The sequence below is a fragment of the Chitinophaga sp. genome, from assembly GCF_039596455.1.
Taxonomy (GTDB): domain Bacteria; phylum Bacteroidota; class Bacteroidia; order Chitinophagales; family Chitinophagaceae; genus Chitinophaga.
Window position 1 is genome coordinate 1,448,659 of sequence record NZ_JBCNJR010000001.1, and the last position, 25,107, is coordinate 1,473,765.

Below are 25,107 nucleotides of genomic sequence, written 5' to 3' on the forward strand. Positions count from 1 at the left end.
GGAGCGCATCGGGAACGGCCCGGAGCCGGCAAAACAGCCTTTGCATAAACAACGCCATTGTTGCCAGACAGTTCTCCCTCACTCCGCCGCTATCAAAAATATAGCAGGCCTTTTATGAAAGTCAAACGCCTGTTTTGCCCACTGGGCTACGCTTTGCGTACGGATGTACTCTGTGGGCGCAGTGAGGTCAACCGCCACGCATACCTGTGTAGACGGTTTGCAGCTGGCCAGTATATCTTTCAGCAACTGGTTATTACGATAAGGGGCTTCAATGAATATCTGCGTTTGCCCTTTTTTTGCGGATGCCGCCTCCAGCTCGCGGATGGCTTTAGCGCGCTCCGCAGGCTTTACGGGCAGGTAACCTGCAAACTGGAAGTTCTGCCCGTTCATGCCGGAGGCCATCAGGGCCAGCAGCATGGAGTTGGGGCCTACCATGGGTATAACGGCAGCGCCTATACTGTGCGCTGCTTTTACCACCAATTGCCCGGGGTCTGCCACGGCCGGGCAGCCCGCTTCGCTGATAACGCCGATGGAATGCCCTTCTTTCAGCAGTTGCCGGGCCTTTGCCAGGTCTGGCGGCTCATGTTCATTCATGGGCAGCAGCTGCAGGCTGTCTATATCGATACTTTTATCCAGCGCCTTCAGGAACCTGCGCGCCGTGCGCTCATTTTCGACGTAGAAGATGCGCAGCGTGCGCACGGTGTCTGTAATGTAGGCGGGCAGGGAAAACAGGGCGTCTGCGCTGAGCACTGTGGGTACCAGGTATACTTTACCGTACATCGGGCAGCTTTTGTTGTTGTAAATGAATAGTGGCGGCAATTACAGCATAGCAGGGGGCCAGTATCCAGCCCAGGAGCGGAATGAACATGCCCAGGTAAAACACCAGGCCGTTGCCGATGGCCATGCCTTTGTGCTGGCCAATATAGGTGATGCTCTGCCCCATCGTCCACCGCCGGCGCTCAAAACTGTAGTCCATCATGGAAAAGCCAAAATAATAACATTCCACAAAAAGGGCTATCAGCGGCGTAAGCCAGCCCAGTATGGGAATAAATGCCAGGATGGCAATAATGAGCATGAACAGCGTCTGGTACAGCAGGTTGCGGAACGAGAGCCGGATGCCGCGCACCACGTCTTTGAGCAATTGGGAAAAACTGAACGGAAAGTCCTTGTTTTGCATAATGGCTTCCGTTTTTTCCGACAGGTAGGCAAAAAGCGGGGAGCCGATGATGAGGAACAGGTATTTGAAGAAAGAAAAATACATGAGCAGGAACACCATGCGCACCGCAAAGCCTACCAGCAGGAAGAGGAAGTTCACCCAGCCGTTCTGCAGCTCTTCTATCCAGGTTTTGAGGGTGAAGAGGTTCAGCACGTAGTCAATAAAAACACCGGAGTACTGCCAAACGAAATAGATGCCCGTTACGAACAGGATGCAATAGATAATGCCGGGAATAATGATCCACTTCCACAAGCGGTGGCTGGAAATGAATTGATGCGCTTTGCCGTAGGATTGCACTGCTCCCAGTACTTCTCTTAATGAAAACAAAGGTTTAGCTTTTTATGTATGACAGAAATAAGATATGAGGGAGTAAACCTGGAACAACGAATGTAACGCAACTAAATTAATAATATTTTGCAGCATGGCTAAACTTGAACTTGCTTTTTATGAACAGGATGATGTTGTGAAGGTGTCCAGGGCATTGCTTGGTAAGTTGCTGGTAACGGAAATAGACGGTGTGCGCACCTCCGGCCGCATAGTGGAAACGGAGGCCTACGCGGGTGTTACGGACAAGGCATCACACGCATACAACAACCGGCGTACCAACCGCACGGAAATTATATATGCCCCGGGCGGTGTGGCATATGTATACCTCTGTTACGGCATTCATCATCTTTTCAACGTGGTAACGCACGGCAGGGATGTGCCCCACGCCGTGCTGGTGCGCGCGCTGGAGCCCGTAGAAGGGCTGGAGCAGATGCTGCTGCGCACCGGTAAAACGAAAGTAGATTATACGTTGACGGCGGGCCCCGGCAGTCTCACCAAAGCGCTGGGCATCACCACCGGCCATACGGGCCAAAGCCTGCTGGGCAATACGGTGTGGATAGAAGACGCGCCTGCCTTGCCTGCCCGGCAGATTGCCGTTGGCACGCGCGTAGGCGTGGCCTATGCCATGGAAGACGCTTACCGGCCATACCGGTTCTGGGTGAAAGACAATAAATGGGTGAGCAGGGGAAAAGGGCTGGTGCGGAAATAACAACGGCCGGCCGTGTGGCCAACCGTTTTTCAATAAGATATGTGTCTGGTACATCAGAACTTCGGGCAAAGCGTGCCGTTCTTCCTGCTGTCCCCTTTGGTCATGATATAGATGAGTGATAGTTCCGTACCGCCGCGGTAGTTGGAGGCGGGTTTGAGGGTAGATACGTTCAGGTCATAGCTCAGGCCGGCTTTGAAGCTCTTGAACTCCAGCCCCAGGTAAGGGTTGATGGCGTCTTTGAGCCGGTACCAGGAGCCGATGTAAAAGATGGTGGGAGCATCCTGCATGTCATTCAGCATAAACCCGTAGGCCCCGCCGAAGGTGGTTTCTACCGCCTGGTTCTGGCGCATGTAGTGGGCGCTGATGTGAATGCGGTTATTGCCGTTTACCGGGAAAGAGCCGCCGCCGTGTATGGTGTACCGGTAGCTGAGGCGGTTATTGTCTTGCGTCATGAACGTTTCTGTGGGCTGCGTAAAGTGATAGTAGGAAACGCCCAGGTAGAGGTTGGATGATTCTCCTATCAGCCCGCTGTACAATAACCCCACGTTATAGTCCATGTAAGATATTTTCAGGTTGGTCAGCGTTTCGCCGCTGGGCAGCGCAGGGTCATAACCGTTGTCATTGAACTGCGATTCGAACTGCAGCTTGCTGGGGTCTACCCGTTTCTGCACAAAAGCGGCCTGCAGGCCCACGCCCAGGGTATGGTTGCCTTCCACGTCCAGCCCCTTGTGATAAGCCGTGCTCAGGCCAACAAAAGAAGAATTGAGCGCACCTGCGCCCGTTTTGTCATACAAGCCCAGGATGCCCACGCCCCAGGTGTCAGTATAGGAGATCACATTTTTGAGAATGCCGAAGTCTGCAGATACGGTACCCGTGATGTAAGGAGAGGCAATGCTGCGCCATTGGGAACGGTAGTTGCCCGCCAGGCGGAGATCACCTGAAAAATAGCCTGTAAATGCAGGATTGAGCGTAAGCGGTGAGGCGAAGAACTGCGTAAAATGTGGATCCTGCGCTTTAACAGGGTTAAAAGCATACATCAATGCCAATATGGTTAATAGGAGTAGTCTTTTTTTCATCACTTTCAACGGTTAAAGCATATAGGGACACTATATAATGTGAAGGTACAAAATTACTATCATATTTCAAATTAAATCTATATAACAAATTGCCGCTGATATAACTGTTTCATTATGAATTGGCAATCGGTTTTTCCTGTCTGCAACGGATAGTGCCTTCCTGGTGATAACTATAGAACGCAAAAAAATGATATTTGTTACTGCTGCACCTTGGTGCCGAAGGCCAGGTCTCCGGCATCTCCCAGTCCCGGCACTATGTACCCCTTGGCCGTCAGCTCATCGTCTATGTCTCCCGCCCAGATGCTGATGTTGGCGTCTGCATGGCGCTGCACGTATTCAATGCCAATGGTGCAGGCTATGGCGGTAACGATGTGGATGTGGGCGGGTTTGCCGAATTCCACCAGGTGATCTATGGTTTTCACCAGGGAAGCGCCTGTGGCCAGCATGGGATCAGAGAGGATCAGCACCTGCTCGTCAAGCGGCGGGCAGCTTACATATTCCAGGCTGATCTCGAAAGTACCGTCCCGGTTATGTTTGCGGTAAGCGGAAATGTAGGCGTGGTCTGCCTTGTCAAAGTAATTTACCAGCCCCTGGTGCAATGCCAGCCCTGCACGCAGGATGGTGCCCAGTATGGGCTGCTGCCTGATCACCCGGCAATTGGCCGTGCCCAGCGGCGTTTGCACTTCATTATCAACATAAGTGAGCGTTTTGCTGATCTCGTAGGCCGCTACTTCTCCCAGCCGCTCCAGGTTGCGGCGGAAGCGCATCCTGTTGGTCTGGATCTCAGCGTCACGGATCTCGCTCATCCAGTCGCCCACCAGCGAATTGGTTTCACTTAAGTTGATTATCATAGCCCGGTTACGTTTGTTGCTGCCAAAATAGCATTTTTTCAATTAGGAACGCCCAAATATGCATTACGATTTGGTTACAGCGGTAGTTGCCTTCCCCGCAATTCATTCTATATTTGTTGCATGGTATACAATGTTATAGGCTTGATGTCAGGCAGCTCGCTGGACGGGTTGGATATTGCTTTTGTGGAACTGACCGAAACCGGCGGCGTATGGACGTACGAGATACGCCAGGCGGAGTGCAGACCGTATTCACCGGAATGGGTACAGGCGCTGAAAGGCGCGGTAGACCTGCCGGCACGGGAGTACCAGCTGCTGCATACGGACTATGGCCGCTATATAGGTACGCAAGTAAAGGATTTTATTGCCAGCCATGGCCTGGAGCATAAAGTGCATTTTATTTCTTCCCATGGGCACACTACGTTCCACATGCCGGAGCGGCATATGACGGCGCAGCTGGGAGACGGTGCAGCCATTGCGGCCGCCGTGGGCCTGCCTGTGATCAGTGACCTGCGGGCTATGGACGTTGCCCTGGGCGGCCAGGGGGCGCCCATTGTGCCTATCGGGGAGAAGCTGCTGCTGGGCGGGTATGACTACTGGCTGAACCTGGGCGGCATTGCCAACCTCTCCGCCAAAGAGGGCGATACGTTCCGCGCTTTTGACGTATGCCCGGCCAACCGCGTGCTGGACGCGCTGGCAGCCGCGCTGGGAAAACCCTATGACGAGAACGGCGCCCTGGCGGCAGGCGGCGTTACGGATGCTGCGCTCCTGCAGGAACTGAACAATCAGCCCTACTATGCCCAACCTTATCCAAAATCATTAGCTAACGATTTCGGCACCGAAGTGCTGCTGCCGCTGATAGGCCGCTACAGCCTGTCCGTACAGGGCAAGCTGCGCACTTACGTGACCCATATTGCCACGCAGGTGGCTGCTGCCGCGCAGGCGCTCAGCACATCGAAAGAAGGGGAAAAGAAGCTGCTGGTAACGGGCGGCGGGGCATTCAATGCGTTCATGGTGCAGTGCATCAGTGAGCAGCTGGCGCCCCTGGGCATCACCGTGCTGGTGCCCGACGGGCAAACTGCCGCTTACAAGGAAGCGCTCATCATGGCGCTGATAGGCGCCCTCCGCTGGCGCCAGCAGGTGAACGTGCTGGCTTCTGTAACCGGCGCTTCACGAGACAGTGTGAACGGCGCGCTGTGGTTAGGGGAGAGTTAGTTTTTCGAAGGTAAAGGTATCCCCGTTAAACAATCCCTGGTCGCTGAGCTTGAGGCGAGGTATCACCAGCAGGGCCATAAAAGAAAGTGTCATAAAAGGAGCGTCCAGGGTGCTGCCCAGCGCTTTGGCCGCTTTGTCCAGCTGGCTGTAGCGGCGTGCGGTGGCATAACCGTCTTCCGCGCTCATCAGTCCTGCTACAGGTAATGGCAGCACGGCGTTGCCATTTTGCCCCGTTACGCAAATGCCGCCCTGGCAGCGTACCAGCTCGTTAACGGCGTCGCATATACGTTCATCGTTCACGCCCACCGCAATAATGTTGTGGCTGTCATGTGCCACGGTAGAGGCAATGGCGCCTTCTTTCAAACCGAAGTTTTTGATGAACCCGATGGCCGGCGCTTCGTTGCGGTAGCGGTTCACTACTGCTATTTTCAGCACGTCCTGCGCAGGGTCTGCGGCCAGTTGCCCGTTTTGCACCGGCAGCATGGCGGTAATACTGTTGGTGATGAGCTGGCCTTCCAGCGCTTCTATTACCCGCACGGCGGCAGACGTTCCGCTGGCCGGCACCCGGAAGTCTTCCGGCTTTTTCAGCTCACAGCTGAACTGGTTCAGCACCGCCACAGGAACAGGTGCTATCAGCGTTTTGCCTGCTTTTGCTACCAACTGTCCGTTCACATAGGTTTCCAGCACGCGGAGCTCCTCCAGGTTGTTCACCACTATGAAGTCTGCCGCGTGGCCAGGCTGCAGCAGGCCCACGGGCATCTTGTAATGTTGTACGGGGTTGATGCAGGCGGCCTGCAATACGTTATACAGATCGTAGCCTTTGGCCAGCGCCCGTTTTACCAGCTGGTCAATATGACCTTCTTCCAGGTTGTCGGGATGTTTGTCGTCACTGCAGAACATCACCATCTGCGGCTGGCTTTGCAGCAGGGGGGCCAGCGCTTCAAAGTTGCGGGCGGCGCTGCCTTCCCTGATGAGGATGTGCATGCCGTGCTGCAGCTTGTCAAGCGCCTCTTCCAGCGTAAAACATTCATGGTCTGTGCTGATGCCTGCGGCAATGTAAGCGGCCGCGTCAGCGCCCCGGAGGCCGGGGGCATGCCCGTCTATCGGTTTGCCTGCCTGCCGGGCGGCGGCTATTTTGGCCAGTACTTCCGGATCCCGGTGCAGCACGCCGGGGTAGTTCATCATTTCGGAAAGGTAGTAGATGTCCGGCCGCTGCAGCAGGGCTGCTACCTGGGCCGCGTCAATGGCCGCCCCGGCCGTTTCGAACACAGTGGCCGGTACGCAGGAGGGCGCGCCGAAACAGCATTTGAAGGGCACCTGCGCCGCGTTCTCCAGCATGTACTCCACGCCGGCCGTGCCCAGCACGTTGGCTATTTCATGCGGGTCGGAAATGGTGCCTACCGTGCCGTGCACCACGGCCAGCCGCGCAAATTCCGACGGCACCAGCATGGCGCTTTCAATATGTACATGGGCGTCTATAAAACCGGGCAGAATGTATTGCTGCGGCACTTCCTGGGCGGCGGAGGGCCTGATGCCGGCAATGCGGCCGCCTGCAACGGTAACCACGGCGGGGTAGGTGCGTTTGCCGGGAATGTCCACCAGGTGGCCGGCTACCTCAAACTGATTCATGGCCGTAAAACTAAATGGATTTTGCCATTTTCATGAAAAGGATACATTTGTAGCATAATTTGACACTATCACTAAAAACTTTTTTATGAGAACATTACGCGCGTTAACCCTATCCCTCCTCCTGGCAGGCGGCGCGGTCAGCGCTCAGGCACAAACGGCTGACGAAGTGGTGAACAAGCACGTGGAAGCCCTTGGCGGTGCAGACAAGGTAAAATCTTTGCAGTCACAGATCATGGAAGGCACCATGAGCATCCAGGGAATGGAAATACCGCTGAAGGTATCTACCAAGCAGAAAAAAGGCGTACGGGTGGAATTTGAAATAATGGGCACCAAGAACATTACGGTAATGACGCCCACTTCCGGCTGGATGTTTATGCCAATACAGCAGCAAACCGCACCGGTAGACGCTGATGCGGCCGCGGTGAAAGAAGGCGCCATAGATCTTGACCTTACCGGAGAACTGTTCGACTATAAGAACAAAGGCTTCAAGGTGGAGATGAACGGCAAGGAAACCCTGAACGGAGAAGAGCTGTACAAACTGAAGCTGACCCGTGCAGACGGCTCCAGCAGTGATTATTACCTGGACGCTGCCACGTATTACATTACAAAAAGGATCACCAAAAAAGACGTACAGGGCCAGCAGGTGGAAGTGGTGGAACAATTCACCAACTACAAGAAAACGCCGGAAGGGTTCGTGTATGCGGAGTCTGTTGAGCAGCAGCCGATGGGCATGAAAATGAGCTTCAGCAAAGTGCAGAGCAACCCGGTGGTAGATGACAAGATATTCGAGAAACCAGCACAACCATAATTGTTCTAAAAAAGGAAAAGCCGGGCACATAGCCCGGTTTTTTTATGCATATCTTTTGGCGATCTCCCTGGCCTCTTCTGCAATTTTATCTGCCAGGTGTTGCGGCTGTATCACTTTCACGCGGCTCCCCGAACTGAGCAGCAGCATGATCAGCTCCTGGTTCACCACAATTTTTAACCCGATGCGGCATTCTTCCTCATCATCTTTCAGGATAGTCTGGGAGGGGTGCAGGGGCTGCGTTTTCACGTACTTGCCCTGCAGGGGCGTGTAGGAAAGAATGATGTCTTCCGGTGTGTCTGAAGATACGGTGATGCCGATGGCGTGCTGGAAATAGCTGGCATCGTCAAAATTCTTTTCGTCAAAATGTTTGTTGGTAGGCCAGGTGTTCACGATGCGGTCAAGCGCAAAGGTAAGCACGGTACCGCCTTTCGCCTTCTGGCTTTTGCCGATGAGGTAAAAGCGGTGATTGTACTCCCGCAGGTGATAGGGCTCTACCCAGTGTTCCTTGGGCTCTTTACGGTCAAAGCTCTGGTACGCAATACGGATCACTTCCCGTTCCTTGATGGCGTCAACAATTTCCGGTATCAGCTCCGCGCCTTTATACTGGCTGGCCCTGCTGAATTTGATGAGGCCCTGGTTTTCCAGTTGCTGGCGGTTCATTTTCAGGCTGGCCGCAATTTTCAGGATGGCATCTTCAAAACGCTGTATCACCGGCAGGCTGCGGAACTGCTCCAGGATGCCAATGGCCACTTCCAGGCCCTGCAGGTCTGCTTCGTCTATAGGGTTGTTGCTGATGGAATACGATTCGTCTTCATAGTGATAGGCCTTTGAGCTGCGGTTGTATTTAATGGGCGCAAGATAATTCAGCTCAGGGTCGTTGCGCATGTCTTCCAGGTCTTTCTGGATGGTGCGCACTGCAATGGATTTGTCCAGCTTGCCGGACACGAACTCCACGAGGTCATCCAGCGTAGGCTTGGGAAGGCGTTTGTTGCGTAATCTTTCGTCTATCCACCGATACCGGGAGAGGGCATCTTTATTTTTGGGCATGTAACCGGTTTTTTTTCCGGGGTAAAAGTAAAACAATTTTACTACGCAGTTCCCCTGCGCAGTGCACGGATATTTTTGTATCGTTATTAAATCAGCTACTATGAAAAAGGTATCCGTAAACATTGCACAGACCGAGGAAGCAACAGCCATCAAAGTAGGCCAGATCATACTGGATGATTCCCATTACCTGACCTGCTGGGGTTACCTGCAAACGGAAACAGGCTGGCGCAAATGTGATTTTGTAACGAATTACGAAGTGCTCAACACCATGCTGCGCGCTATTGAAGACAAGAGCGAGGCCGTACAGATGGCTATTGTGCAGAAGCTGGAAAACATGGAGCAGATCCCGGAAATGATTGATTTTGAGGCGCAGCTGGGCGAAGCGGTTACTTTTGACAACCTCCGCTTTTACCTGTCCCGCCCCCAGTTCCAGCCCGGAAGTGACTATATGGAATATGCCGGAGACAGCTGTTATTACATCCGCAAGGCAGAATACTGCACCTCCACGGAACTGTACGCCCGCCGCATAGACCAGTGCATGCTGGCGCTGCATAAAAATTACGAGCTGTACCTGGGCTACCTGGAGCTGGAGTTTGAGGAGAACGAAGCCCGGGCCGCCGCCAACCTGGACGATGACATGAAATATACACTGGCCTATTACGCCTGGAAGCAGGCCAACGGCCGTTAACCCCGAAAGGTTGACCCCAAAGGTTTCCATCAGGGGGTAATGGTGCCGCTCAACAAGACCCCAAACGCCATTGCCCCCGCTTACCTTTCTGCCCCGACTGTTCCTGCATCCGGCTTGCCCCACCCGAAATGTCCGCCCGCGGCCATCGCGCCCGCGGCCCTTTCTGCTTCCGGCCCGCTCCACCCGAAATGTCCGCACAGGCCCATCGTCCCCGCTTATCTTTCTGCTTCCGGTGCTTCCGCACCCGGCCCGCTCCGCCCGGAACGCCCGCCCAGGGCCACTGCTCCCCGGTTTTTACCCCTTTCGCCCAAAACCGGAAAAAAATTCCTTAAAGTCTATAAAATTTGTAGGAAATTAGTATTTTTGATTTCTATAAACAGGTGAAATATGAGTTTAAGATTAGGCGATACGGCTCCCAACTTCAAGGCGAAAACAACCGTGGGAGAAATTGATTTTTACGAATACCTTGGCGACAGCTGGGGCGTACTGTTTTCCCATCCTGCGGATTTCACTCCCGTTTGTACAACAGAACTGGGTAAAACAGCCCTGTTAAACGGCGAATTTGCCAAGCGCAATGTAAAAGTGCTGGCGCTCAGCGTTGACCCGCTGGACAAGCACAAGAACTGGATCAACGATATTAACGAAACCCAGCAGTGCAATGTGGACTTCCCCATCATCGCTGACGAAGATAAAACCGTGGCTAACCTTTACGGCATGATCCACCCCAACGCGTCCGAAACCTTTACGGTACGTTCGCTGTTCGTGATCGGGCCGGACAAGAAGGTGAAGCTCACCATTACCTACCCCGCTTCTACCGGCAGAAACTTCTTTGAAGTACTGCGGGTAATCGATTCTCTCCAGTTAACGGCCAACTACAGCGTGGCTACGCCGGCAGACTGGAAAGACGGCGAGGATGTAATTGTGACGGCTGCAGTTAAAACCGAAGACATTCCGGCCAGGTTCCCCAAAGGGCACAAGATCATCAAGCCCTACCTGAGAACTACGCCGCAACCGAATAAATAATCCCGCAAGGGTAAACATATTACAGAAGGGTACGCCCTTCTCACCGATTTTTTTAATGGTTGGTTTTTGATTTTACGAAACGGGGATTTTTCCCCGTTTTTTTTTATGCCTTTTAGGCATGGCAGAACAGGTTTTTGACTTACCGAATAATTGGGTTACTATAGGGCAGGTATGGACCAGCTATGGACCATCCATAGCCAAGGTCATGGGCAGCCATGGAGAAACCCCGGTAATAGGTTAGTTATCAGCTGGTTGTGTGATACTGTAAAGCATGCCAGTATGGCGGGGGGCGAACAAAAAAGCCGCAACTCAAATGAGTCTGCGGCTTGGTTATTTTAGGGGATTTGAACCTGTTTATTTCAGCACCCGGCGGTCTTCCACCAGGCCGGTGAAGCCTTCCGCCCCGGCTGCCTGCATTTGCAGGTTTTCTACAGGGGCCACGGTGCGGGCGTTAGATAACAGCAACTGGTCACGGCCGGTCACTATGCCCGTGTTAATGTAGGAGAGCGCTTTGGAGAGGGAGGTTTCTTCCGGGTCGCCAAAGTCACGCGTGAAATCGTCAAAGGTGATATAGTCAGGCGCGAAGCCGGCGTAATACTCTCCCTTGTCTTCCGAGTTCACACTGGTGAACTGGCTCATGTACACGGTGTATTTGTCTATGCCGATGCCGAAGAAGCCTACGGGTTTGCCGTAGGTGGTATCTCCCATGATCTTTACGTTCATATGCGGCTTCAGGCTGTTGATGGTCAGCTCGCTGGCAGACGCGGAAGCGCCCGTTACAATGAACACTACGTTGGTAATGGCCCCCAATGATCCTTCTTTCTTGAATTTGAAGGTGTTGCGGGCGGGTGTGAAGTCTACATTGGCGTAGGTAAGCGGGTTGCCGCTGTTATCTTTCTTCTGCTGGCCGTTCTCGTCCAGCAGGGGAATGGCTTTCAGAATAGGCGCGTTGCCTTCCTGCAGCAGTTTGTTGAAGATCTCTTTGTACATCACCTTGTCTGTCAGGCTGGCCGGCGCTATCAGGTTAGCCAGGTACTGGAAGGTTTCCACGTAGCCGCCGCCGTTATAACGGAGGTCTATCACCAGGTTGTTCACGCCTTTGGTGGCAAACTCGCTGAAAGCGTTCTGCAGGCTGGCTTTGGCAACGGTGAGGCGGCTGAAACGGCCCAGGTTGATGTACCCGGTTATTTTGCTGCCGTTGGTGAATACCTTCCAGGTATATACGGGGTCATTGGTATAGGCGGTTTTCGTCAGCGTGGCGGCAACACTGGTGGTGGTGCCGGGTTTGCGGAATTCCAGGCTGAGCGTACTGCTGTTCAGCGCGGCGGTTACAGCTGCGTTGGTGAGCACTACAGGAGCCCCGTTTATTTTGGTGATCTCGCAGCCGCGGGTAATGCCCGCTTTGTCTGCCGGGGAACCTCTTTCTACCAGCCTTACGTATAACCATTTGGCCGGTCCGCCAGACCGCTCGCTCACCAGGAAGGTTCCCAGCCCAAGGTCATTGCCTTTGCCTTCCAGGTCTACTACGCCCTGAATGCCCCTGGCGGCATTGCCCTTTTCCACAAAAGAGTATTTGGGAGCGCTGCCGCCCGTATATTCGTAAGGTTTACCGGTAACGGTGTTGATCTTGTACTGGGAGATCTTGAACAGCTCGCTTTGCAGGCTGGCATATTCGTCACTGCCTTCAAAGGAGCGCGGATTGAAGGTGTTGTAGTCTGGCAGCACATCGTACCAGAGGTAGGTTTCTTTGGCATAGAGGTATAACGAATCCAGGCTTAGCTGGGTGCGGGTACCGTCGGCAGGGGGGCCGGACGGCCCGGGGTCCTGTTTTGAGCTTTTTTTACAGGCAGATGCAGCGGCCACGATCAGTAAGCTGAATATGGCAATCCGTGTTCTTCTCATACAAGGGGACGATTTACTTTGAAATTTACTATAATTCGATCAGATTCTGCGGCCTAAACCGGCCAGTAACATAAATTTCACGGCGAACGGGCTTTTTTGCCGCCTGTCTGATATAAACGGTAAAAGCGCATCATTAGTTGCCCTTCCGGGTAAATAAAAAGAGGCCTGGGGGCCTCTTTCGTTTATGCTTTCTTGTGTTTCCGCAATTGTTGCAGAACAGCCGTCATGTCTTTGGGCAGGGGGGCTTCCAGCACGTAGCGGGTGTCATCCATACCTGTAAAGCTCAGTTGCCAGGCATGCAGGGCCAGCCGGGCCAGCAGGGGCGTTTCCTCTTCGGTGAATTTGCCCAGCTTGAATTTCTTTTTGATGGCAGACAGCTTCACCGGCTCCTTGCTGCCGTACAGCTCGTCAACAGCAATGGGGTGGCCCAGGTGTTTCATGTGCACCCGTATCTGGTGGGTGCGGCCGGTGTGGATGCGGAGCTTTACGAGGCTGAAGATGCCGAATGATTCCACCACTTCATAGTCTGTAAGAGAAGGGCGGCCCTTGGCGTTGGTCACCATTTTGCCGCGCTGGACCGGGTGCTCCATAATAGGGGCGTTGATGCTGCCGGCAGGCGTCGGCAGTTCCCCGTTCACAATGCCGAGGTAATACTTCTCCACGTCCCGCGATTCAAATAACTGGGAGAGGTACTTATGGGCGGTTTCGTGTTTGGCGAAGACCACCATGCCGCTGGTATCCCTGTCCAGCCGGTGTACGGTGAATATTTCGCCGTAATGTTTTTTGAGCCGGGTAGAGAGGGCATCCAGCGTAGTGTCGTGCCGGTCGGGAATGGTCAGCAAACCGGAAGGTTTGTTAACCGCTACAAAATCATCGTTCTCGAATATGATGAGCTGTTCTATGCGCATATGCTGAAAACGGGCCGTACCATTGATACGGTCCGGAAGGGAATTATTTGAAATGTTTGAGCAGGATCACTTCCTTGTCGGTAAGGAAGCGCCATTTGCCACGGTTCAGGTTCTTTTTGGTAAGACCGGCGTACATCACCCTGTCCAGCTTCTCCACGGAATATTGCAGGTGTTCGAAGATGCGGCGTACAATGCGGTTTTTACCGCTGTGGATCTCGATGCCGATCTGTTTTTTGTCTTTATTGTCCACGTACCCCAGCGCATCTACAAAGGCCGGCCCGTCTTCCAGGGTAAGCCCGCCCAGTATCTTTTCGAAGTCCGCTTTGGTGAGCGGCTTGTCAAGCTCTACGTGGTATATTTTTTTGATGTTGTGTTTGGGATGGGCCAGCTTCTGGGCCAGCTCTCCGTCGTTGGTGAGCAGCAGCAGGCCGGAGGTGTTCCGGTCAAGGCGGCCAACGGGGTAGAGCCTTTCTTCCGCGGCTTCTTCCACCAGCTCCATTACGGTCTGGCGGCCCTCGGGGTCATCTGTGGTGGTGATGTAGCCTTTCGGTTTGTTGAGCAGTACGTACACCAGGTTCTTTTGGAGGTGGATGCGTTTATCATCCAGCTTCACGGCGTCTTTGCCGGTTACCTTGAACGCAGGTTCTGTTATTTTTTCACCGTTGACGGTTACCCTGCCTTCCTTGATATAGTCTACCGCTTTGCGCCGGCTGCAGATGCCGCAGTGGGCAATGAACTTGTTCAGCGGCATTTCGGCGGTGTCTGCTTCCGCAGGGGTTTCGATGGCTATGCGTTTGCGTGTGCTTTTCGGTTTGTTGGATTTGGTGCCGTGAACGGCGGCCTTGCGTTCGCTTTTGCGGGGACGGGCATCGCTCTTTGAAAAGGACTTTTTAGGGCGGTCTTCTTTGTTTCCGAAAGTTCTTTTCGGTCTGTCGTCGTCATCTTTTGTGAAGCGCTTTTTGGGGCGGTCTTCTCCGTCACCGAAAGTTCTTTTGGGCCGGTCGTCATCACTTCCGAAACGTTTCTTTGGCCTGTCATCATCACCGCCAAAGCGCTTTTTAGGGCGGTCTTCTCTGTCACTGAAAGTTCTTTTGGGCCTGTCGTCATTATCTTTCGCAAAGCGCTTTTTGGGCCTGTCTTCTCCGTCACCGAAAGTTCTTTTGGGCCGGTCGTCATCACTTCCGAAACGTTTCTTTGGCCTGTCGTCATCACCGCCAAAGCGCTTTTTGGGGCGGTCTTCTCTGTCACTGAAAGTCCTTTTCGGCCTGTCGTCATTATCTTTCGCAAAGCGCTTTTTAGGACGGTCTTCTCCGTCACCAAAAGCCCTTTTAGGCCTATCGTTCCCATCCCCGAAACCGCGTTTCGGGCCACGTTCAAATGCCGGTTTGTTGCTGGATTTATTTTCTTTGAAAGGTGTAAACCCTTTTTTGGCGGGCTTGCTTTTTTTCATGCTGTATGTTTAAAGTTGCTGCATTCCTGCAGTAATATCTTTTATGCTTTGTTGGCCAGCTGCCCGCAGGCGGCGTCTATATCTTTCCCACGGCTGCGGCGTAAACGCGCGTTCACCTTGTGTTTGCCGAGGTACGCCATAAACTCGTCTGCCGCCTCCGGTGAGGGTTTCTGGAACCGCGCGTTGTCAATGGGATTGTACTCGATGATATTCACCAGGTCTACCGGTACCTGCCGGTATATTTTGATCAGCTCGTCTGCATCCTGCACCGTGTCATTAAAATCCTTGAAAAGGATGTATTCGAAAGATATTTCATTCTGCGTAGCCTTGTAAAAATAGTTCAGGGCTTCCACCAGCACCTTCAGGTTATTGGTTTCATTGATGGGCATAATTTCGCTCCGTTTCCTGTCATTGGCCGCATGAAGGCTCAGCGCCAGGTTGAAGCGCACCTCGTCGTCTCCCAGTTGTTTGATCATTTTGGCTACCCCCGCGGTAGATACGGTAATGCGTTTGGGGCTCATGCCCAGGCCTTCCGGGGAGGTGATGCGCTCTATGGACCTGAGCACGTTCTTATAGTTCAGCAGGGGCTCGCCCATGCCCATGTATACGATGTTGGTCAGTTTTTTCCCGGATTGCTCCAGCGCCTGTTTGTTGATGAGGGCCACTTCGTCAAATATCTCGTCAAAATCCAGGTTGCGCTTGCGTTCCATATACCCGGTGGCGCAGAACTTGCAGCTCAGGCTGCAGCCCACCTGGGAGGAAACGCAGGCCGTTTGCCGGGTGGCGGTAGGGATCAGCACCCCTTCCACCAGGTGGCCGTCGTGCAGCCGGAAGCGGCTTTTAATGGTACCGTCAGCACTGTGCTGGGTGGCATCCACTTTAATGGAGGGCAGGGAGAACCGCTCTTCCAGGGCGGCCCTCAGGGGCTTGCTCAGGTTGGTCATGGCCTCAAACTCCGGGGCCTGCTTTGCCCACAGCCATTCGTACACCTGTTTGGCCCGGAACGGCTTTTCGCCCATTTCCGCAAATACGTCCTGTATTTCCGGGAGGCTCAAATGCCGTATGTTCTGCTTCTTCATCATCCCGCAAAGGTACGTCCATATTTCGGATTTGGAATTGCGGGGCCGCGGGTAATGCCGAATACTTGCAATAAATTCGCAACTTTAACAAAATACCCACATGCAAGCAGCTTACATCACAGATGCCGTCAGGAGCCCCATAGGCCGCTACGGCGGCGCTTTAAGAACAGTAAGGCCGGATGACCTGCTGGCCCTCATGCTCCGCTCGCTGTTAAAACGCAGTCCCTCCCTTGACCCCGCCGCCATTGAGGACGTGATTGCGGGGGCCACCAACCAGGCCGGGGAAGACAACCGTGACGTGGCCCGCATGGCCGTACTGCTGGCCGGACTGCCCGTTTCTGTGGGGGGCAACACCGTAAACCGCCTCTGCGCCTCCGGCCTGCAGGCCATTATGGACGCCGCCCGCGCCGTGATGTGCGGGGAGGGAGACGTATACATGGCCGGCGGCGTGGAAAGCATGACCCGCGCGCCCCTCGTGATGCCCAAGGCGGAAGGGGCCTTCAGCCGCAAAACCGAAATTTACGACTCCACCATAGGCTGGCGCTTCACCAATGAAAAGCTGGCCGCCCTGTATTACCCCTTCTCCATGGGCGAAACGGCGGAAAACGTGGCCAGGGAGTGGAAGATCAGCCGGGAAGACCAGGACCGGTTTGCCTTTGACAGCCAGCGCAAATACAAACTGGCGCTGGAGGCCGGTACCTGGAAAGAGGAGATCATACCCGTAGAAATTACGCCCAATAAAGAAGAGCAGGTAGTGTTCTCGAAAGACGAGCACCCGCGGGAAACCAGCCTGGAAAAGCTGGCCGGCCTCAAGCCGGCCTTCGCCAAAAACGGCACCGTAACGGCCGGCAACTCCTCCGGTATTAACGACGGGGCCTCCGCCGTGCTGGTAGTATCAGAAAGCGCGCTCAAACGGTTCAACCTGCAGCCCATAGCCCGCATTTGCTCCATGGCCATAGCCGGGGTAGACCCTGCCATCATGGGCATGGGCCCCGTGCCTTCCACCGCCAAGGCCCTGAAACGGGCCGGCCTCCGGGCGGCAGACCTGGACGTAATTGAGCTGAACGAAGCTTTTGCCTCCCAATCCCTGGCCTGCATCCGCGAGCTGGGCCTTGACCCGCGGAAAGTGAATTGCAACGGCGGCTCTATTGCCATTGGCCACCCGCTGGGCTGCAGCGGCGCCCGCATTACCACTACCCTGATGCATGAAATGAAACGCCGGGCGGGCGCCCGCTACGGGCTGGCCACCATGTGCGTGGGAGTAGGGCAGGGAGCGGCCATGGTGTTTGAAAAGACGTAGGGCAACCCGCATTCGTCATTCCGTTGCGGAAAATTGCCGCCGGATGCCCGATCTTTGCGCCATCGTGCCATGAAAAGATCCAGCTTTGCCCTTGGGTTTACCATGGCCCTGGTTGGGGCCATGATGTTTTCCGCCAAGGCTATTTACGTAAAATTAGTATACCGGTCGGAGCCTGCTATTGATGCCATTTCCATGCTGGCGCTGAGAATGCTGTTTTCCCTCCCATTTTACCTGGTCACCGCCTGGCTGCTGGCGCGCCGGCCAGACAATGTAAAGCTCACGCCCCGCCAGTGGGGCGCCATTGCCATACTGGGCCTGCTGGGCTATTACATGAGCAGCCTGCTGGATTTTATGGGCCTGGCCTACATTTCCGCCGGGCTGGAGCGCCTCATCCTCTTCCTGTACCCTACATTTGCCCTGCTCATTGGCGCCCTGGCCTTCAAAAAGAAGATATCCCGCACCCAGTGGCTGGCCCTGCTGATAGCCTATGTGGGCATGGTGATCGCTTTTATGGGAGATGTGCAGGAGCGGTGGGATGCTACCGTGCTTACCGGCAGCCTGCTGGTGCTGGGCTGTGCGGTTACTTACGCCTTTTACATTGTGGGCGGCGGGGAAGTGATCCCCAAAGTGGGCTCCATGAAATTTACCGCCTACGCCCTGGGGTTCTCCTCCATCGGGGTGTTCACCCAATACCTTGTCAAACACGGGGTACAGCCGCAGCAGTTCTCCGGCCACACCTACTGGCTGTGTTTCCAGATGGCCATCGTTTCTACCGTTATCCCCACCTTCCTGACCAGTGAGGGCATCCGCAAAATAGGCTCCGGCAATACGGCCATCATTACCAGCGTAGGGCCGGTGGCCACCATTGTACAGGCTTATATTTTCCTGGGGGAGCCCATTACCTGGCCGCAGCTGCTGGGTACGGCGCTGGTACTGGCGGGCATTCTGCTGATAGGGAAGAAAGGGAAGGAACAGGCCCCAAAGCCGCTGCAGGAGCGGTAAGCAGGAAACAGGGCCGCCATGGGCGCGGCTTACGGCCGACCCGAACGAAGCTACAACGAAGCTACAACGAACCTACAACGAACAATCAAACTTTGGGTGCTTGTTCGTTCTTCTCGGGGGGAAGCTTCGTTGTAGCTTCGTTCGGAACGGTGAAAAAGGGAGGAAAGCAGGGGTTTTCAGCGGGAAAAGCTGAAAGGCATAAAAAAAACGAGCGGTAGACATTACATCCCACCGCCCGTTCATGGCAAGCAAAAAAGGGTACTCACAAACAAATCTGCTTCTCCGTCATCATCTTCCGGAGATTGATCAGGCCGTAGCGCATACGGCCCAATGCAGTATTGATGCTCACATTTGTGAGGTCGGCAATTTCTTTGAAGCTCAGTTCAGCATAATGGCGGAGAATGATCACCTCCCGCTGCTCTTCAGGCAGCAGGTCCAGCATTTTGCGCACGCTGTTGTGGCTTTGCCGGGTCATCATTTTTTCTTCCGCGCTCGGCTCGCTGAAACCCAGCACATTGAAAATATCTTTATCGTCGCTGGTTTTGATCACCGGCGTACGTTTGATCTTGCGGAAATGGTCTACACAAAGGTTATGTGCTATGCGCATGGCCCAGGGCAGGAACTTTCCCTTCTCGGTATACCGCTCCGCGCGGATCGTATCAATAATCTTGATGAATGTATCCTGGAAGATATCTTCGGCGAGAAAGGCGTCTTTAACGAGCAATACGATGGAAGTATAAAGTTTATCCTTGTGGCGGTAAACCAGCTCCTCCAGGGCAGAAGATTGCCCTTTCTTGAACAGCGTGATCAGTTGTTCATCATTCAGTTTGTACATTACTTGCATATACGACTACCAATAGCGTTTATTAAATAGTACGGACTTCAACAGTCAGTAGGTTGTGTGATAGCGTAAAGTTTTACTTATAATGTACAATTTTTAAGTTCAGAATGCTAACCGCGGTTCCAGGTATAAGATGGCGGTTATTGCAAATATAAAGGAATACTTCAATAAAACAACACCCCGCCGGAAATTTGCCGGAAAGAGACACAGCCCGCCCGTATTCCGGGATTTGGGGAAACTTATACCCCTTCAAAAAGCGCCCAAACCCTTAAATTTGTGTTTCTATGTGCGCAAAAGAAAAAACCAGGAAAGTAACCGTTGAACCTGAACCAGTTAGCTCTCCGGACCATATTTTTATCAAAGGGGCCCGGGTGCATAATCTCAAGAACGTCAGCGTTTCCATACCCAGAAATAAATTAGTGGTGGTAACCGGGGTAAGCGGCTCCGGGAAGAGCAGTCTTACCATGGACACCCTCTACGCCGAAGGCCAGCGCCGCTACGCGGAAAGCCTCAGCGCCTACGCCCGCCAGTTCCTCATGCGGATGAACAAGCCGGATGTAGACTACATCAAGGGCATTTGCCCGGCCATTGCCATCGAGCAGAAAGTGGTGACCCGTACCCCCCGCTCTACCGTGGGGTCTATGACGGAGCTGTACGACTATCTCCGCCTGCTGTTTGCCCGTGCCGGCCAGACCTTTTCCCCCGTTTCCGGCCAGCTGGTCAAAAAACATGAGGTGAGCGATGTGGTAGACGCCATTGCCAACCTGCCCAAAGGCAGCAAGGTGCAGATACTGGTACCCTTCCGCCAGCATGCCAACCGCAAAAGCGGGGAAGAACTGGGCATCCTCATGCAGAAAGGCTTTTCACGCCTGTATGTAAAGGGCGCCCTGGTGCGCATTGAAGAGCTGCTGGAAGAAAAAAGCCCCAAAATACCCGCCGGGGCCTACGTGCTGGTAGACCGTATTGTGGTGAAGGACTTTGAGGAAGATGACAAACACCGTATTGCTGATTCCGTGCAAACCGCCTTTTATGAAAGCGAGGGAGACTGCTTCCTGGAGGTAGACGGCGATATATCAAGGCATTTCTCCAACCGGTTTGAGCTGGACGGCATCCAGTTTGAAGAGCCGGTGCCCAATCTCTTCTCTTTCAACAATCCCTACGGCGCCTGCCCCACCTGCGAAGGTTTTGGCCAGGTGCTGGGCATAGATGCGGACCTGGTGATACCAGACCGCCGCCTCAGCGTCTTTGAAGGCGCCATTGCGCCCTGGCGGGGGGAAAAAATGGGAGAATACAAGGAAGCGCTCATCAAAAGCGCCCGCAAGTTCAACTTCCCGGTACACAAACCCGTGGCAGACCTTACAGACGAGCAGCTGAAGCTGCTGTGGACGGGTAACGAGCACTTCTACGGCCTCAACGAGTTCTTCAAAATGGTAGAGCAGAACCTCTACAAAGTGCAATACCGCGTAATGCAGGCCCGCTACCGCGGCCGCACCACCTGCCCCACCTGCAACGGCGCCCGGCTCCGCAAAGAGGCGCTGTACGTGAAGGTAGGCGGCGCCGGCATTGCAGACCTGGTAGACATGCCGGTGGAAAAACTTAAAACCTGGTTCGATAACCTGCAGCTGAATGAATACCAGCAGCAGGTATCGAAAAGGATCATGATAGAGATCAATCACCGTATAAAAACCTTACTTGACGTAGGTTTGAGCTATATCACCCTCAACCGCGTGGCCAATACCCTCAGCGGCGGCGAAAGCCAGCGTATACAGCTCACCCGCACCCTGGGCAGCAACCTCACCAACTCGCTCTACATTCTTGACGAGCCCAGCATTGGCCTGCACGCGCGTGATACCCACCGCCTCATACGCGTGCTGCACGAGCTGCGGGACCTGGGCAATACCGTGGTGGTAGTAGAGCATGACGAGCAGATGATGGAGCAGGCAGACCACATTATTGACATGGGCCCCCTGGCCAGCCACCTGGGCGGAGAGGTGATCTTTTCCGGCTCTTATCCTGAAATTCTGAAAGACGGGAAAAGCCTCACCGGCAAATACCTCAGCGGCCACATGCGCATTGAGCCGCCTGCCCACCTCCGCAAATGGAAACGCTCCATTGTGCTGGAAGGCTGCCGGCAAAACAACCTGAAGAACATAGACGTGGAGTTCCCCCTGGGCATCCTCACCGTGGTAAGCGGCGTAAGCGGCTCCGGTAAAACCACGCTCATCAAACAGATATTATACCCCGCGCTGATGAAGCTGAAAGGGGAGTTTACAGACAGGGTGGGCCATCACCGCCTGATGCGGGGAGACCTGGATTATGTGACGCAGATAGAGATGATTGACCAGAACCCCATCGGCAAATCTTCCCGCTCCAACCCGGTTACCTACATCAAGGCGTATGACGAGATCCGCGATCTCTTCTCCAAACAGCCCCTCAGCAAAATGCGCGGCTTCCAGCCCAAACATTTTTCATTCAACGTAGACGGCGGCCGTTGCGATACCTGCAAGGGAGAGGGCGAAGTGGTAGTGGAAATGCAGTTCCTTGCAGACGTACATCTTACCTGCGAGACCTGCGGCGGCAAACGCTTCAAGGATGAGGTGCTGGAAGTGACCTTCAAGGGAAAGAACATTTACGAGATACTGGAGATGGGCGTTGATGAAGCCATTGAATTTTTCAAGGACGAGAAGGAAGTAGTGAACAAGATACGCCCGCTGAGTGACGTGGGGCTGGGTTATGTGAAGCTGGGCCAGTCGTCAGACACCCTGAGCGGCGGCGAAGCCCAGCGTGTGAAGCTGGCTTCCTTCCTGGGCAAGGGCAAGGCGCAGGGCCACATCCTTTTCATTTTTGACGAGCCCACCACCGGCCTGCATTTCCATGATATCAAAAAACTGCTCAACTCTTTCAATGCGCTGATAGACCAGGGCCACAGCGTGCTGGTAATAGAGCATAACCTTGACGTGATCCGCTCAGCAGACTGGGCCATAGACCTGGGGCCGGAGGGCGGCGAGGGCGGCGGAAGCCTGCTGTACGCGGGCGCGCCGGAAGGGTTGAAGAAGGTGAAAGAAAGTTATACGGGGAAATTTTTATAAAAAAGAAAAGAGGATGTTCACTTAACCGAACATCCTCTTTTTTTATGCGTTCACATCACGCTTACCGCAACCGGTCAAGCGACTTGATGAGCTTCTCGTCTTTATAAATACCCCGCGCCGCCAGGAACAAACATACTATCATCACGATGGGCAGGAAAGCGGGCAGCAAGTAGGTGGCGGAAATAATGGTGGCCCCTTCGTTCTGCAGTGCATTGGCCTTGTCCTGCACCTTGAAATAAATGAGCGCCAGCACGGCAACGGCCAGCAGTATGTTCAGCACCGTTAAACGGAACTGGAGCTTGCGTTTCTTGTAGAGGAAAATGCAGACAAAGGCCAGTATGGTGCTTACCATTAGTACAATGAATATCAGATAGCTGGAGGTAGCGTTGAAATAGTCTTCAACAGCCACATTCCCTTTGGTCAGCTTTGCTTTCCAGAGGTTAAAGCTGCCCATGGCGCCTCCCGCAATGGCGGCGAGCAATAAAAAGAGGCTTTGTATACGTTGTATCATGATATTTGTAAATGTTTAACGTCGTAAAAGTAAATAATTATTGCGAACCTGCACGAACGTATTAGGCCCCGTTCCTCCTTTACTTCGTATATTGCACGCCCAATAACAATCTTATATGGCCAAGAAACTCAATAAACAGGATGCGCTGGACTATCACGCCAAAGGCAGGCCGGGTAAAATAGAGGTGGTGCCTACCAAAGACACCAAAACCCAATGGGACCTTTCACTGGCCTACTCTCCCGGTGTGGCGGAACCCTGCAAGGAAATAGCCCGTGATGTAGAGAACGTTTACAAGTATACCGCCAAAGGCAACCTGGTGGCGGTGATCAGCAATGGCACGGCTGTGCTGGGCCTGGGAGACATTGGCCCCGAGGCAGGCAAGCCTGTAATGGAAGGGAAAGGCGTACTGTTCAAGATATTTGCGGATATAGACGTGTTTGATATTGAGCTGAATACCAGGAACGTAGATGAGTTTGTACAGGTAGTGAAAGCCATGGAGCCCACCTTCGGCGGCATCAACCTGGAAGATATCAAGAGCCCGGAATGTTTTGCCATTGAAGAACGCCTCCGCAAAGAGCTGAAGATCCCCATCATGCATGATGACCAGCATGGTACCGCCATTATTTCCAGCGCGGCCCTGCTTAATGCCCTGTACCTCGTAAAAAAGAAAATAGACAAGGTGAAGTTTGTGGTGAACGGCGCCGGCGCCGCGGCCATGGCCTGTGTGAGGCTCTATGCGTCGCTGGGCGCAAAGCCCGAGAACTTCATTATGTTTGATAAGGACGGGGTGCTTAACAAACAGCGGACAGACCTGGACGAGATGAAGCTGCAGTTTGCCACTTCTTCCAAAGTGACCACCCTGGCGGAAGCCATTAAAGGAGCAGACGTTTTTGTGGGCCTTTCCGTAGGCAACGTGGTAACGGCGGAGATGGTAAAAAGCATGGCCAAGAACCCCGTGGTGTTCGCCATGGCCAACCCTGACCCTGAAATACCCTGGGATACGGCCGTTGGGGCCCGGAAAGACGTGATCATGGCCACGGGCCGCTCAGACTATCCCAACCAGGTCAACAACGTACTGGGTTTCCCTTACATCTTCCGCGGCGCGCTTGACGTGCGCGCCACGCAGATCAATGAGGCCATGAAGCTGGCGGCCGTACATGCCCTGGCAGACCTGGCCAAATCTCCCGTACCGGATATTGTGAACCTGGCCTATAACGAACGCAACCTCGTATTTGGCCCGAACTATATTATACCCAAACCGCTGGACCCGCGCCTGCTCAGCACCGTGGCGCCCGCAGTGGCCAAAGCGGCCATAGAGAGCGGCGTAGCGCAGGCCCCCATTACAGATTGGGACGCCTACCGCGAAGTGCTGAACAACCGCCTGGGCCTTGACAACCAGCTGTTCCGCGCAATAGGTTCCAAAGCCCGTAAAGACCCGCGCCGCGTAGTGTTTGCGGAAGCAGACAACCTGAAGATACTGAAGGCCGCGCAGGTGGTGGAAGAAGAAGGCATTGCCATCCCCATTCTGCTGGGTAATGAAAAACGCATCCGTGGCCTGATGGCGGAAAACGGCATCGAGATAGACAATGTGCAGATCATAGACCCGAAGAGCGATGAAATGTCTCCTACCCGCCACCGCTTCGGAGAACTGTTTTTCCGCAAACGCCAGCGCAAAGGCTTCAACCTGTACGAAGCCAAAAAGATCATGCGCGAGCGCAACTATTTTGGCTGCATGATGGTAGAAACCGGCGAAGCAGACGCCCTTATTTCCGGCCTCACCCGCAAATACCCTGACACCATCCGCCCCGCGTTGCAGGTGATAGGCATGGAGGAAGGCGCCAAACGCGTGGCCGGCATGTACATTATCAACACCAAACGCGGCCCCCTCTTCCTGGCAGACACTACCGTGAACTTCAACCCCACGGCGGAAGAGCTGGCAGACATCACGATGCTGGTAGCCAAGGAAGTACGCCAGTTCAACATCACGCCGCGCATTGCCATGGTATCTTATTCCAACTTCGGCTCCAGCCAGACGCCGGAAGCGCAGATGGTGAGCCGCGCCCGTGAAATTGTAAAACATATGGACCCCACGCTCATAGTAGACGGGGAAATTCAGGCGGCCATGGCCTTTAACAAAGAGATACTGAAAGACAACTATCCCTTCTCCGAACTGATAGATGAAGATGTGAACACCCTCATCTTCCCTAACCTGGCCGCAGGCAACGTGGCTTACAACCTGCTGCAGGAAGTGGCGGGTTTTGACTCCATAGGCCCCATTCTGCTGGGCATGAAAAAACCGGTACACATCCTCCAGCTGGGCTCTACCGTAAGGCAGATCGTGAACGTGGTGCTCATTGCCGTGGTAGATGCGCAGACCAAATGCTGCCGCGAGGTGGAAACGAAGAACGGAAAGAAGAAATAAGCGAAAGGGCGGCGCTG

At 54.0% G+C, this 25,107-nt stretch carries 21 protein-coding genes; 9 read left to right on the forward strand and 12 right to left on the reverse strand.

Annotated features, from left to right (window positions below; all coding sequences use genetic code 11):
• Positions 1–78 precede the first annotated feature (78 nt).
• A complete protein-coding gene (locus tag ABDW36_RS06090; protein ID WP_343700988.1) occupies positions 79–780 on the reverse strand; it encodes an SAM-dependent methyltransferase in 702 nt (233 codons plus the stop codon).
• Entirely contained in the window at positions 770–1,543 is a 774-nt protein-coding gene (locus ABDW36_RS06095) for an EI24 domain-containing protein (RefSeq protein ID WP_343700989.1), read from the reverse strand. Before ABDW36_RS06095 ends, ABDW36_RS06090 begins: the two co-directional genes overlap by 11 nt.
• A 94-nt stretch (positions 1,544–1,637) precedes the next feature.
• On the opposite strand from ABDW36_RS06095, the gene ABDW36_RS06100 reads away from it, so the two are divergent.
• Positions 1,638–2,252 (forward strand): DNA-3-methyladenine glycosylase, encoded by a 615-nt coding sequence (locus ABDW36_RS06100; protein WP_343700990.1) that lies wholly within the window; start codon positions 1,638–1,640, stop codon positions 2,250–2,252.
• A gap of 53 nt (positions 2,253–2,305) precedes the next feature.
• On the opposite strand, the gene ABDW36_RS06105 is transcribed toward ABDW36_RS06100, so the two are convergent.
• Positions 2,306–3,328, reverse strand: coding sequence for a PorP/SprF family type IX secretion system membrane protein (locus tag ABDW36_RS06105; protein WP_343700991.1), 1,023 nt, complete (start codon positions 3,326–3,328; stop codon positions 2,306–2,308).
• Between the two features lie 197 nt (positions 3,329–3,525).
• Positions 3,526–4,179 (reverse strand): uracil phosphoribosyltransferase, encoded by a 654-nt coding sequence (upp, locus tag ABDW36_RS06110; protein ID WP_343700992.1) that lies wholly within the window; start codon positions 4,177–4,179, stop codon positions 3,526–3,528.
• Positions 4,180–4,299: 120 nt separating this feature from the next.
• Here upp and ABDW36_RS06115 point away from each other — a divergent pair, with 120 nt between their 5' ends.
• Positions 4,300–5,391, forward strand: coding sequence for an anhydro-N-acetylmuramic acid kinase (locus tag ABDW36_RS06115; RefSeq protein ID WP_343700993.1), 1,092 nt, complete (start codon positions 4,300–4,302; stop codon positions 5,389–5,391).
• Here ABDW36_RS06115 and ade read toward each other — a convergent pair.
• Positions 5,377–7,020 carry an adenine deaminase gene (ade, locus tag ABDW36_RS06120; RefSeq protein WP_343700994.1) on the reverse strand — a complete coding sequence of 548 codons (1,644 nt, stop codon included), beginning with the start codon at positions 7,018–7,020 and terminating at the stop codon, positions 5,377–5,379. The genes ABDW36_RS06115 and ade overlap by 15 nt on opposite strands.
• Before the next feature lie 85 nt (positions 7,021–7,105).
• Here ade and ABDW36_RS06125 point away from each other — a divergent pair, with 85 nt between their 5' ends.
• Positions 7,106–7,828, forward strand: a complete 723-nt coding sequence (locus tag ABDW36_RS06125) for a hypothetical protein (RefSeq protein ID WP_343700995.1) — start codon at positions 7,106–7,108, stop codon at positions 7,826–7,828.
• Positions 7,829–7,870: 42 nt separating this feature from the next.
• Here ABDW36_RS06125 and ABDW36_RS06130 read toward each other — a convergent pair whose 3' ends face one another.
• Positions 7,871–8,875 (reverse strand): WYL domain-containing protein, encoded by a 1,005-nt coding sequence (locus ABDW36_RS06130; protein WP_343700996.1) that lies wholly within the window; start codon positions 8,873–8,875, stop codon positions 7,871–7,873.
• Positions 8,876–8,975: 100 nt separating this feature from the next.
• Between ABDW36_RS06130 and ABDW36_RS06135 the strand changes: the two genes are divergently transcribed.
• Complete coding sequence (locus ABDW36_RS06135) at positions 8,976–9,563, forward strand: hypothetical protein (protein ID WP_343700997.1); 588 nt, start codon at positions 8,976–8,978, stop codon at positions 9,561–9,563.
• A 387-nt stretch (positions 9,564–9,950) separates the two neighbouring features.
• A complete protein-coding gene (locus ABDW36_RS06140; RefSeq protein WP_343700998.1) occupies positions 9,951–10,586 on the forward strand; it encodes a peroxiredoxin in 636 nt (211 codons plus the stop codon).
• Positions 10,587–10,940: 354 nt separating this feature from the next.
• Here ABDW36_RS06140 and ABDW36_RS06145 read toward each other — a convergent pair whose 3' ends face one another.
• From ABDW36_RS06145 to rlmN, 4 genes are all read right to left on the reverse strand, one after another.
• Complete coding sequence (locus tag ABDW36_RS06145) at positions 10,941–12,488, reverse strand: S41 family peptidase (RefSeq protein WP_343700999.1); 1,548 nt, start codon at positions 12,486–12,488, stop codon at positions 10,941–10,943.
• 182 nt (positions 12,489–12,670) lie between these two features.
• Positions 12,671–13,450: an RluA family pseudouridine synthase gene (locus tag ABDW36_RS06150; RefSeq protein WP_343701702.1), complete on the reverse strand. Its 780-nt coding sequence runs from the start codon at positions 13,448–13,450 to the stop codon at positions 12,671–12,673.
• Positions 13,440–14,846 (reverse strand): pseudouridine synthase, encoded by a 1,407-nt coding sequence (locus ABDW36_RS06155; RefSeq protein WP_343701000.1) that lies wholly within the window; start codon positions 14,844–14,846, stop codon positions 13,440–13,442. Before ABDW36_RS06155 ends, ABDW36_RS06150 begins: the two co-directional genes overlap by 11 nt.
• A gap of 41 nt (positions 14,847–14,887) precedes the next feature.
• Positions 14,888–15,928, reverse strand: coding sequence for a 23S rRNA (adenine(2503)-C(2))-methyltransferase RlmN (rlmN, locus tag ABDW36_RS06160; protein ID WP_343701001.1), 1,041 nt, complete (start codon positions 15,926–15,928; stop codon positions 14,888–14,890).
• Between the two features lie 97 nt (positions 15,929–16,025).
• Between rlmN and ABDW36_RS06165 the strand changes: the two genes are divergently transcribed.
• Both ABDW36_RS06165 and ABDW36_RS06170 read left to right on the forward strand, forming a co-directional pair.
• Entirely contained in the window at positions 16,026–17,225 is a 1,200-nt protein-coding gene (locus tag ABDW36_RS06165; protein ID WP_343701002.1) for an acetyl-CoA C-acyltransferase, read from the forward strand.
• Between the two features lie 69 nt (positions 17,226–17,294).
• The gene (locus ABDW36_RS06170) at positions 17,295–18,227 is read left to right on the forward strand and encodes a DMT family transporter (protein ID WP_343701003.1); all 933 of its coding nucleotides are present in this window, start codon (positions 17,295–17,297) and stop codon (positions 18,225–18,227) included.
• A gap of 262 nt (positions 18,228–18,489) precedes the next feature.
• On the opposite strand, the gene ABDW36_RS06175 is transcribed toward ABDW36_RS06170, so the two are convergent.
• The gene (locus ABDW36_RS06175) at positions 18,490–19,062 is read right to left on the reverse strand and encodes a sigma-70 family RNA polymerase sigma factor (protein ID WP_343701004.1); all 573 of its coding nucleotides are present in this window, start codon (positions 19,060–19,062) and stop codon (positions 18,490–18,492) included.
• Between the two features lie 290 nt (positions 19,063–19,352).
• On the opposite strand from ABDW36_RS06175, the gene uvrA reads away from it, so the two are divergent.
• Positions 19,353–22,157, forward strand: a complete 2,805-nt coding sequence (gene uvrA / locus ABDW36_RS06180) for an excinuclease ABC subunit UvrA (RefSeq protein ID WP_343701005.1) — start codon at positions 19,353–19,355, stop codon at positions 22,155–22,157.
• A gap of 61 nt (positions 22,158–22,218) precedes the next feature.
• On the opposite strand, the gene ABDW36_RS06185 is transcribed toward uvrA, so the two are convergent.
• Positions 22,219–22,668: a DUF4293 domain-containing protein gene (locus ABDW36_RS06185; protein WP_343701006.1), complete on the reverse strand. Its 450-nt coding sequence runs from the start codon at positions 22,666–22,668 to the stop codon at positions 22,219–22,221.
• A gap of 115 nt (positions 22,669–22,783) precedes the next feature.
• Here ABDW36_RS06185 and ABDW36_RS06190 point away from each other — a divergent pair, with 115 nt between their 5' ends.
• Positions 22,784–25,090 (forward strand): NADP-dependent malic enzyme, encoded by a 2,307-nt coding sequence (locus ABDW36_RS06190; RefSeq protein ID WP_343701007.1) that lies wholly within the window; start codon positions 22,784–22,786, stop codon positions 25,088–25,090.
• Positions 25,091–25,107 lie beyond the last annotated feature (17 nt).

Excerpts from the sequence above, each read along its gene's own strand:
- ABDW36_RS06170 (WP_343701003.1), top strand. The coding sequence starts at position 17,295 with ATGAAAAGATCCAGCTTTGCCCTTGGGTTTACCATGGCCCTGGTTGGG.
- ABDW36_RS06175 (WP_343701004.1), bottom strand. The coding sequence starts at position 19,062 with ATGTACAAACTGAATGATGAACAACTGATCACGCTGTTCAAGAAAGGG.
- ABDW36_RS06155 (WP_343701000.1), bottom strand. The coding sequence starts at position 14,846 with ATGAAAAAAAGCAAGCCCGCCAAAAAAGGGTTTACACCTTTCAAAGAA.
- ABDW36_RS06125 (WP_343700995.1), top strand. The coding sequence starts at position 7,106 with ATGAGAACATTACGCGCGTTAACCCTATCCCTCCTCCTGGCAGGCGGC.
- ABDW36_RS06140 (WP_343700998.1), top strand. The coding sequence starts at position 9,951 with ATGAGTTTAAGATTAGGCGATACGGCTCCCAACTTCAAGGCGAAAACA.
- ABDW36_RS06185 (WP_343701006.1), bottom strand. The coding sequence starts at position 22,668 with ATGATACAACGTATACAAAGCCTCTTTTTATTGCTCGCCGCCATTGCG.
- ABDW36_RS06115 (WP_343700993.1), top strand. The coding sequence starts at position 4,300 with ATGGTATACAATGTTATAGGCTTGATGTCAGGCAGCTCGCTGGACGGG.
- ABDW36_RS06145 (WP_343700999.1), bottom strand. The coding sequence starts at position 12,488 with ATGAGAAGAACACGGATTGCCATATTCAGCTTACTGATCGTGGCCGCT.
- ABDW36_RS06165 (WP_343701002.1), top strand. The coding sequence starts at position 16,026 with ATGCAAGCAGCTTACATCACAGATGCCGTCAGGAGCCCCATAGGCCGC.
- ade (WP_343700994.1), bottom strand. The coding sequence starts at position 7,020 with ATGAATCAGTTTGAGGTAGCCGGCCACCTGGTGGACATTCCCGGCAAA.
- ABDW36_RS06105 (WP_343700991.1), bottom strand. The coding sequence starts at position 3,328 with ATGAAAAAAAGACTACTCCTATTAACCATATTGGCATTGATGTATGCT.
- ABDW36_RS06100 (WP_343700990.1), top strand. The coding sequence starts at position 1,638 with ATGGCTAAACTTGAACTTGCTTTTTATGAACAGGATGATGTTGTGAAG.
- uvrA (WP_343701005.1), top strand. The coding sequence starts at position 19,353 with ATGTGCGCAAAAGAAAAAACCAGGAAAGTAACCGTTGAACCTGAACCA.
- rlmN (WP_343701001.1), bottom strand. The coding sequence starts at position 15,928 with ATGATGAAGAAGCAGAACATACGGCATTTGAGCCTCCCGGAAATACAG.
- upp (WP_343700992.1), bottom strand. The coding sequence starts at position 4,179 with ATGATAATCAACTTAAGTGAAACCAATTCGCTGGTGGGCGACTGGATG.
- ABDW36_RS06190 (WP_343701007.1), top strand. The coding sequence starts at position 22,784 with ATGGCCAAGAAACTCAATAAACAGGATGCGCTGGACTATCACGCCAAA.
- ABDW36_RS06135 (WP_343700997.1), top strand. The coding sequence starts at position 8,976 with ATGAAAAAGGTATCCGTAAACATTGCACAGACCGAGGAAGCAACAGCC.
- ABDW36_RS06090 (WP_343700988.1), bottom strand. The coding sequence starts at position 780 with ATGTACGGTAAAGTATACCTGGTACCCACAGTGCTCAGCGCAGACGCC.
- ABDW36_RS06130 (WP_343700996.1), bottom strand. The coding sequence starts at position 8,875 with ATGCCCAAAAATAAAGATGCCCTCTCCCGGTATCGGTGGATAGACGAA.